This is a genomic window from Mojavia sp. (assembly GCF_059505145.1).
Map to the genome: position 1 here is coordinate 1 of NZ_JCACKA010000014.1, position 6648 is coordinate 6648.

The following is a 6648-nucleotide window of genomic DNA, read 5'->3' on the forward strand; positions in this document are numbered from 1 at the left end:
TCATTAACTCTGCTAAGAGTTGGTGTGTCTTGTTTCTGTTTCATGCAACAAAGCCCTAGTATAGCCCCCAGTAAAATGCGTTCGCGGCAGCAATAAAGCGATCGCACTCATCAATGAATAGCACTTGTGTTAAGCCATCTAGCAAATAAAAAATACTCCCGTTATCGATAGTTAATCTGCGAGAGTATTAGCTAATTCAAATTATTGTTTGTTAAAAAGGTTCGGATCTAAATCAACAGGAAAGATGAGAACTTCTTTCCCGGCTTGGGATACTATGCGGTAATGAATTTCAATTGCTCGTGATAAACGACAGTATTTAATTGGAACCCAGTGATCATCACTCTCGAAATACATTACGACTTTGAGATTTAGATATTGTGACAAGGGGATGGGACTTTGCCAAGGTGAGTTCAACATCTAAGTCTTGAGATATACAGATACTGTACATGGAATCTCCATTTGATTAACTTCTGTTCATCCTACAGACACAGATGAAAACCGCTTTACCATCTATAGTTAGGTTCCATATTAGTGCTAAAGGTTGAGTTCGTTTGTTTTAGCTAGATATTCTTTGACTTCTGATGAAGTCAACCGCATTATTCTTGTATGTGGGCGGATTCTTTGTAACAAACCGTTTTGACTGCAATAAGATGCATTTACTTTTCGATAAACTTTGGCTTTTGTCATTCCAGAAAAACAAAAAAACTCTCCTGTGCGTAACTGATAAAATGTCATAGTTATATATGATTGCTAAAAAACTTATTTCAACTGTGTTTAAGGCAAAATTTTGCAGTTGAAGCTGTCTAAAAACTTCAACTTTATTTAAGAATTGCTCTGCTTTTGAATTTCTTAAATAGTTAATGTAGAAAGGTTGTGTCTCTCTACTTCTTGATGTCACTGACTACCAAATAAAACCTGTAATTGCTCATAGCAATCACTTTAATTAATAGTGCATCTAGTTTTTCTTCTCCTAGATACTGATTATAGCTATGGCTTTTTTAAGTGGGGCTGCTCAACTAACATATTTCTAAAAGTTTTGCTGAGACTTATTAAAGTTAACAATCAGGAAAAATTATGCAATTAATTTTTAGTATTTTTTAAGAATTTATTCCTTGATTCATTTTGGACAAGCAATATTCAAGGTCTGGTTATTGGGCTTGAATATTTGCCAAAAAACGCTTTATTAGCTCAAACTGTTGGTTATGGTTAGCTGTATTCGATATTGCCTACTTACAATGCTTGTTGCGTTAAATATTTATGAGATGGAGATTTGCATCTGTGACACAACAAATAACCAGTTTAGTTGACTTAATCAATCATGCTCAATCATCGCTAAATTCTAATTTTTGATATGACCACCAAACCGCACGATCAGTTTGCCAAGCAGTTTCTTAAAGAATTACTGTCTCCTTTAGGAGAAGTAAGTACAAATCAAGAAGTTACAGATGAAACAAGGTTTGTTGATGTTCTATTTTCTGCAACCCCAAACTCTACTGCTGATGCAGAAACTTTAGGACTGTTGGGCAGAATTGCTTTCTTAAATACGGCACTGCTAGAACCGTTTCGCAATCAGCCCAGTTTTTCCGAAGTACGTAGTTGTCTTCAAAAATTGTTTACCGTGATTGCCGACTCCCAACGTGAAGCTAATCGGGAAGACACAACATTAGCGGAAGATGATTTAGCAAGACTGTGGATTTTGTCACCCAGTGCCTCACAAACTCTGCTTAAAGCTTTTGGGGCTACACTAGATTTAGACAATTGGCCTAATGGGGTATATTTTCTGCCCGAAGGGGAGCGAGGAGCAATAGTTGCGATTAATAAACTACCTTTAACTCCAGACACGTTGTGGTTTCGGCTGTTGGGTCGGGGAAAAGTTCAGCAGCAAGCCGTCAGTGAATTGGTGGCACTGCCAAGAGCAAACCGCTTGCGTCGCAATGTACTGGAGATAATTTACAGATGGCGTATTAGTGTTATGGCACAACAAGAGTTAACTCAAGATGACCAGGAGCTAATTATGAACTTAACCCAAGCTTACGAAGAAGCCAGGGCTGCTGCGGTACAAGAGGGTGTCGAGCAAGGACAACGCCAAGTAGTAGAAAATTTGCTCAAAGTTCGATTCGGTGCTGTAGATGATGAATTGTCGAGAGTTGTTAATGGTTTACTACAGTTATCACCAGAAGAATTTACTCCCTTGTGTCTGCAATTGACCCGTGAAGAACTATTAGCAAGATTTACGCAATAAAAGAGCTTCCCAGTTTTCAAGACAACTTATCAAGTTCAGAGGCGGTTTGTTAACAGCAGACCGCTTTTTGTCTGCCAAAAAATTACACCACGGCAGCAGTCAACCACAAAGTTGTTCTAAAAACTCAAGCGATCGCTGTTTCATTTATCTAGCGATCGCTTAAGAAAATAAAATCGATTCAACTCGAAGATTTTCGCACAAATAGTATTGCTACGCCAAGTATAAGTTGAAAGCTAATTGTTCAGTAATCAAAGATTGAACCGCTTTGATGATTAAACCAGAAATAATCCAGAAGGAGAGGTTGTATGCAAGTAACAATCACAATTCCACGCGGCTGGGGTTATCCAAGATTTACATTTGGTCAACGCACAAAACAGGGAATAGTTGTAGGGATTGAATTTGTCCCAAGTGACAGTTTGATTGCAACCGAAAGTGGGGCAGGGTGGCAGTACGGGTTATTACCTGATAAGAATAGCAAAGATATAGTTTACATGAGCGAGAGTGAAATTCAACAGCTTTCGCCTCAAGAATCTGAAAAACAAATATTGTCGGAAATTGATGAACATCTCAATCAAGTTGCAATACTCCAAGCGCAGTTAGAAACTCCTCTGGATATCAAAACTCCATTCGAGGATGTTACACCAATACTTACCCCATCAAAATCAAAAGACATCTCCAGACGTTCGGCTGCATAAATATTGCTCCGCATAGTTGGAATGATAAATTCAACTTTCACCAAATGAACCAACAACAACTGCAAGAAGCCTGGGATGCTTTGATGAATTCATACAAGCGGTATTATATTTCGACTGGGTTTTATGCTTTGGGTGACGCATTTTTAATCTCTAACAAAAACCCAAAATACAAAAACCAAATTGTACTTGTAGAGCATCGACTCAAACAACAAATTAATCATTGGGAGTTTGTTTGCCAGATGTCAGAGTGCAACCGCCAAGGTACTATTACAACCAACGGCGACGACGGGAACGGGAATCTCAAAAGAAAAGCGATATCCCTAAAAGTTTACAGCTAAAACAATTCTTGTCGGGGTTTGGTCATCAAGAGGTAAATTTTGGGGCGACGTTTACGAACTCGTGGTTCACTACGACCTGGGCGTTCTGGAACAGCCTTGTGAGCAATAACTTTAAGCTGCATTGCGATAAATTCGGAGGCGTTTTGTTGAAGTTGCTGCTAATAATTTGGGAATAAAGTTAATTAAATGGTGGCGAGTACCTTGCAACGATAGGCGTAATGGAGAAGTGGTGTAAGTAGTTCCAGCATCCCACATCAAACTACGAAGTAGATTATAAGCCAGTAAAAAAACGTAAATTTCTTTGCGGATCATTGAGGGTGTTTTACATCGCAAAATATCCATACCCAAGGTAGTTTTTAGATGTCTCAGATCCAATTCCACATCCCACCGTTTACCGTAAAGTCCAACAATTTCGAGAGTAGAACAAGTTGCTATATCTAAAAGAGTAGTAATTAAGCTGACTCGTTGAGTGCGAAAACCAGGAATAACAATGTAGTAGTAAATTTTTCTTACAGTTATGGGCAGAAGGTAGCAGCCCAAATTCATCCTTGCTCAATCCTTGTAGGCATCTTTTAGGTTTATACCAAGTAACAAGCTTGTCGCAATCGCCAACAATTTTACCTTTTCGCATGGTTGTTGTGCGGGATTGATGCTTCCGAAATACAGTATCACAACTAAGTTTAGTAATTGTAACCATATCAGCATAAGCACAAAATGCTCTATCTCCTAAAAGCACATCCTTGGGTTTGAGGAAACTGTACAATTTCCTGGCTAGTTTAATATCATGAGTGTTCAAAACGTCGATGCATAAAGCAACAGCAGTTCCTGTTACTAAACTGAATATTACACCAATTTTAGCAATTGGAAAGCCACATCCCTGTTTTTGAGTGCTAGGCCCTTGGGTATTCTTTTTGGTTCTCTACAGTGTCTGGCATAGATACCGTCAAGCCGTCTATCACTAAAACATTTCGACCACACCATAAATACTTTTGAGTTACTTTCTCTTCCAGTTTTTGTGCTGAATAGCTGAAAAGCTTCTCTAATAATTTTTCTGGCAATCTCGCCTTAGCTTGACGTAAGCGCTCGTATCTGATGAAGGAATTTCTACATCTGACTCTGCTAAATGTGCAATTATTTTACTCACAGCATTATGACAAGTTTTATCACTATCCAAAACTTGCGACAAAAACGCCCACAAAGTAATAAATGGGTCAAATAATCGCTTTTTATATTTAATTTTCAGTTTAAAGATTGTAAGTTTGATTGCAGATTCTGGCAATAATTCTTTCAAAGCTAAACCTAAACTTTGACTAAATTATCAAGTGAGGATTTGTACTCGTAGTGTCACAGTAGTAATAGTTATATTTGCTTGCTCGTCTTTTTGAAAGTATTTCATGAACGAGTAAGCTTTTTCTACTTAGCACAAAATTTACATAACTTTTATATCTCATCCACGTCTCTGTACAGCGATCACTATGCGCGATGAACTTTATCGGCGATCGCTTCCATGAAACTGCATCAAAGTCAATTGCCTGACCCATCCCGGCACTGTTCAATAGCTTTAAAAGCCGTAGTCCTTATTCCACATAGCTTAGAGCTTTTCAAGCGTGCCATTCGATGCTGAATCTTTGTATCAAGAGCAAGTGATTAGTGCGATCGCTGCTGGCACTGATGAAGTGACTGCAATCAGCGCATGGATGCAACAGGTTCAGAATCTAAGTACGATACGAAACAACGAAATGATTTTGAAGTGAGCAGCAAGAAGAGAGCAAAGGGGAATCTTACAGTAAGTTATCTTTCTACCCTGCTGACTGGGCTTGATAAGTAAAAGCCCCGCTGCCACTACAGCGAGACAAACAACTACAACTAAAGATGTTATTATACAGCAGTTAGTAGCCTAATCTATTAAACATCTAATTTGCAGTTTAGACCGCAGGGGGGCAGGAAGAGAAGTTGCCAGGAGGAGCCACTGACGGGTAAGTAGGGGTTTCACGCCACTCCCCTCAAGTCAAGCCAGCCGCTTGCGGGGGTTCCCACGCCACTTGCTACAAGTCGGCAGAGCCGCCCAAAGCAGTGGCTCCCCGTTGTGCGGACTGGCGTGGGGAACCCGCCCACGGGGGTGGCTCCCCAAGTGAAGCAAGTGGCGTTGGTTTCCCTCCAAGCAAACTTGGGGAGCTTCAGGTGCAGGGGAGAAGGTTTAAGTGATTTATGCACAATTTTAATAGTGCAGTTTGTAAGCACAATAGCTTAATAACCTTTTTCCAGATAAAAAGCACCTTGAAAACTATTACCAAAAACATGGGTTTAAAGCCTCGCCCTTCAAGGGCGACTTTGCTTAATTTAAAAATCATTTGAGTTTTTAGCTTCATATTTTTGGTAAAATACTAATATGAAAACACTGAAGTTTAAGCTTTATCAACACAAAAGAAATAGATACCTCAAGCGCATAATAAATGCTGCTGGGGTAATTTATAATCATTGCATTGCTCTACACAAACGCTACTATCGGATGTGGGGCAAGCATTTAAGTTGTACAAAACTTCAGTCTCACATTGCCAAGTTGAGAAAGCGTAATCCATGCTGGCAATCAGTAGGTTCTCAAGCTGTGCAAGATATCTGTCAACGCATCGAGAAAGCCTACCAATTGTTTTTTAAACATAACAAGAAAGGAGTAAAACCACCAGGATTTAAAAAAGTTAAAAAATACAAATCCTTCACCCTCAAGCAAGCAGGCTATAAATTTTTGGGGGGCAACAGGGTAAAAATAGGTCAGCGAGTTTATCAATTTTGGAAATCCAGGGAGATTGAGGGAACAGTCAAAACTCTAATACCAATTTTATGTGAAGTTGCATAGAATAAATGGATGTTCGAGTGGTGCATTTTATGGCTCGTAGTTTGCAAATCGTAATTGAAGAAAGCGCAAAATTTTTAGAGAAACAACTAAAACAGACTCGTACTGCCAGCCAAAAAGAACGACTACAAATATTGTGGTGGTTAAAAACAGGTCAGGTACAACAGCATCAAGAATTAGCTCATCGCTTGGGTAGAGACACATCCACAGTAACCCGATGGTTGCAAAAGTATCGACGGGGTGGATTATCAGAATTGCTCGAAATTAAAACCGCTCCTGGGCAAGTACCACACTTGACTCCATCCGCGTTAGCGGGACTAAAAGAACGTCTTGAAAAAGGAGCAGCCTTCAAAAGCTACGGAGAAATTGTCGAATGGCTCAAGGCAGAGTATAGTTTAGAACTGACTTATGCAACAGTCTATTCCTGGGTGCATTATCGCCTGAAAGCAAAGTTGAAAGTACCGCGTCCCGGGTGAACGAAAAAAGGTGTGGGGAATAAAAAACAGGTTAGCGTAGATAGTA

General features: G+C 39.5%; 10 protein-coding genes and 1 pseudogene. 6 read left to right on the forward strand and 5 right to left on the reverse strand.

The genetic code is table 11. The features are described 5' to 3' along the window. Positions 1–201: 201 nt before the first annotated feature. The gene (locus AC5JL8_RS01500; protein WP_495878012.1) at positions 202–417 is read right to left on the reverse strand and encodes a hypothetical protein; all 216 of its coding nucleotides are present in this window, start codon (positions 415–417) and stop codon (positions 202–204) included. Between the two features lie 934 nt (positions 418–1351). Here AC5JL8_RS01500 and AC5JL8_RS01505 point away from each other — a divergent pair. The 3 genes from AC5JL8_RS01505 (at position 1352) to AC5JL8_RS01515 (ending at position 3275) form a co-directional block, all read left to right on the forward strand. Continuing rightward, a complete protein-coding gene (locus AC5JL8_RS01505) occupies positions 1352–2242 on the forward strand; it encodes a hypothetical protein (RefSeq protein WP_495878013.1) in 891 nt (296 codons plus the stop codon). A gap of 305 nt (positions 2243–2547) precedes the next feature. Then, complete coding sequence (locus AC5JL8_RS01510; RefSeq protein ID WP_495878014.1) at positions 2548–2937, forward strand: hypothetical protein; 390 nt, start codon at positions 2548–2550, stop codon at positions 2935–2937. Between the two features lie 44 nt (positions 2938–2981). Then, complete coding sequence (locus AC5JL8_RS01515) at positions 2982–3275, forward strand: hypothetical protein (protein WP_495878015.1); 294 nt, start codon at positions 2982–2984, stop codon at positions 3273–3275. On the opposite strand, the gene AC5JL8_RS01520 is transcribed toward AC5JL8_RS01515, so the two are convergent. From AC5JL8_RS01520 to AC5JL8_RS01530, 3 genes are all read right to left on the reverse strand, one after another. Continuing rightward, positions 3272–3397: a hypothetical protein gene (locus tag AC5JL8_RS01520; RefSeq protein ID WP_495878016.1), complete on the reverse strand. Its 126-nt coding sequence runs from the start codon at positions 3395–3397 to the stop codon at positions 3272–3274. The two genes, AC5JL8_RS01515 and AC5JL8_RS01520, sit on opposite strands and share 4 nt — an antisense overlap. Then, positions 3387–3821: a transposase gene (locus AC5JL8_RS01525; RefSeq protein WP_495878017.1), complete on the reverse strand. Its 435-nt coding sequence runs from the start codon at positions 3819–3821 to the stop codon at positions 3387–3389. The genes AC5JL8_RS01520 and AC5JL8_RS01525 overlap by 11 nt, the downstream gene beginning before the upstream one ends. 493 nt (positions 3822–4314) lie before the next feature. After that, a complete protein-coding gene (locus tag AC5JL8_RS01530) occupies positions 4315–4566 on the reverse strand; it encodes a hypothetical protein (RefSeq protein ID WP_495878018.1) in 252 nt (83 codons plus the stop codon). A gap of 316 nt (positions 4567–4882) precedes the next feature. Between AC5JL8_RS01530 and AC5JL8_RS01535 the strand changes: the two genes are divergently transcribed. Next, entirely contained in the window at positions 4883–5029 is a 147-nt protein-coding gene (locus AC5JL8_RS01535) for a hypothetical protein (protein WP_495878019.1), read from the forward strand. A gap of 235 nt (positions 5030–5264) precedes the next feature. Here the strand turns inward: AC5JL8_RS01535 and AC5JL8_RS01540 are convergent, their stop codons facing one another. Then, a complete protein-coding gene (locus AC5JL8_RS01540; RefSeq protein ID WP_495878020.1) occupies positions 5265–5489 on the reverse strand; it encodes a hypothetical protein in 225 nt (74 codons plus the stop codon). 175 nt (positions 5490–5664) lie between these two features. Here AC5JL8_RS01540 and AC5JL8_RS01545 point away from each other — a divergent pair. Both AC5JL8_RS01545 and AC5JL8_RS01550 read left to right on the forward strand, forming a co-directional pair. Further along, positions 5665–6102: pseudogene (locus tag AC5JL8_RS01545) on the forward strand (nuclease/transposase family protein); the annotation flags it as partial. Between the two features lie 56 nt (positions 6103–6158). Further along, a complete protein-coding gene (locus AC5JL8_RS01550) occupies positions 6159–6602 on the forward strand; it encodes a helix-turn-helix domain-containing protein (protein ID WP_495878021.1) in 444 nt (147 codons plus the stop codon). Positions 6603–6648: the final 46 nt, after the last annotated feature.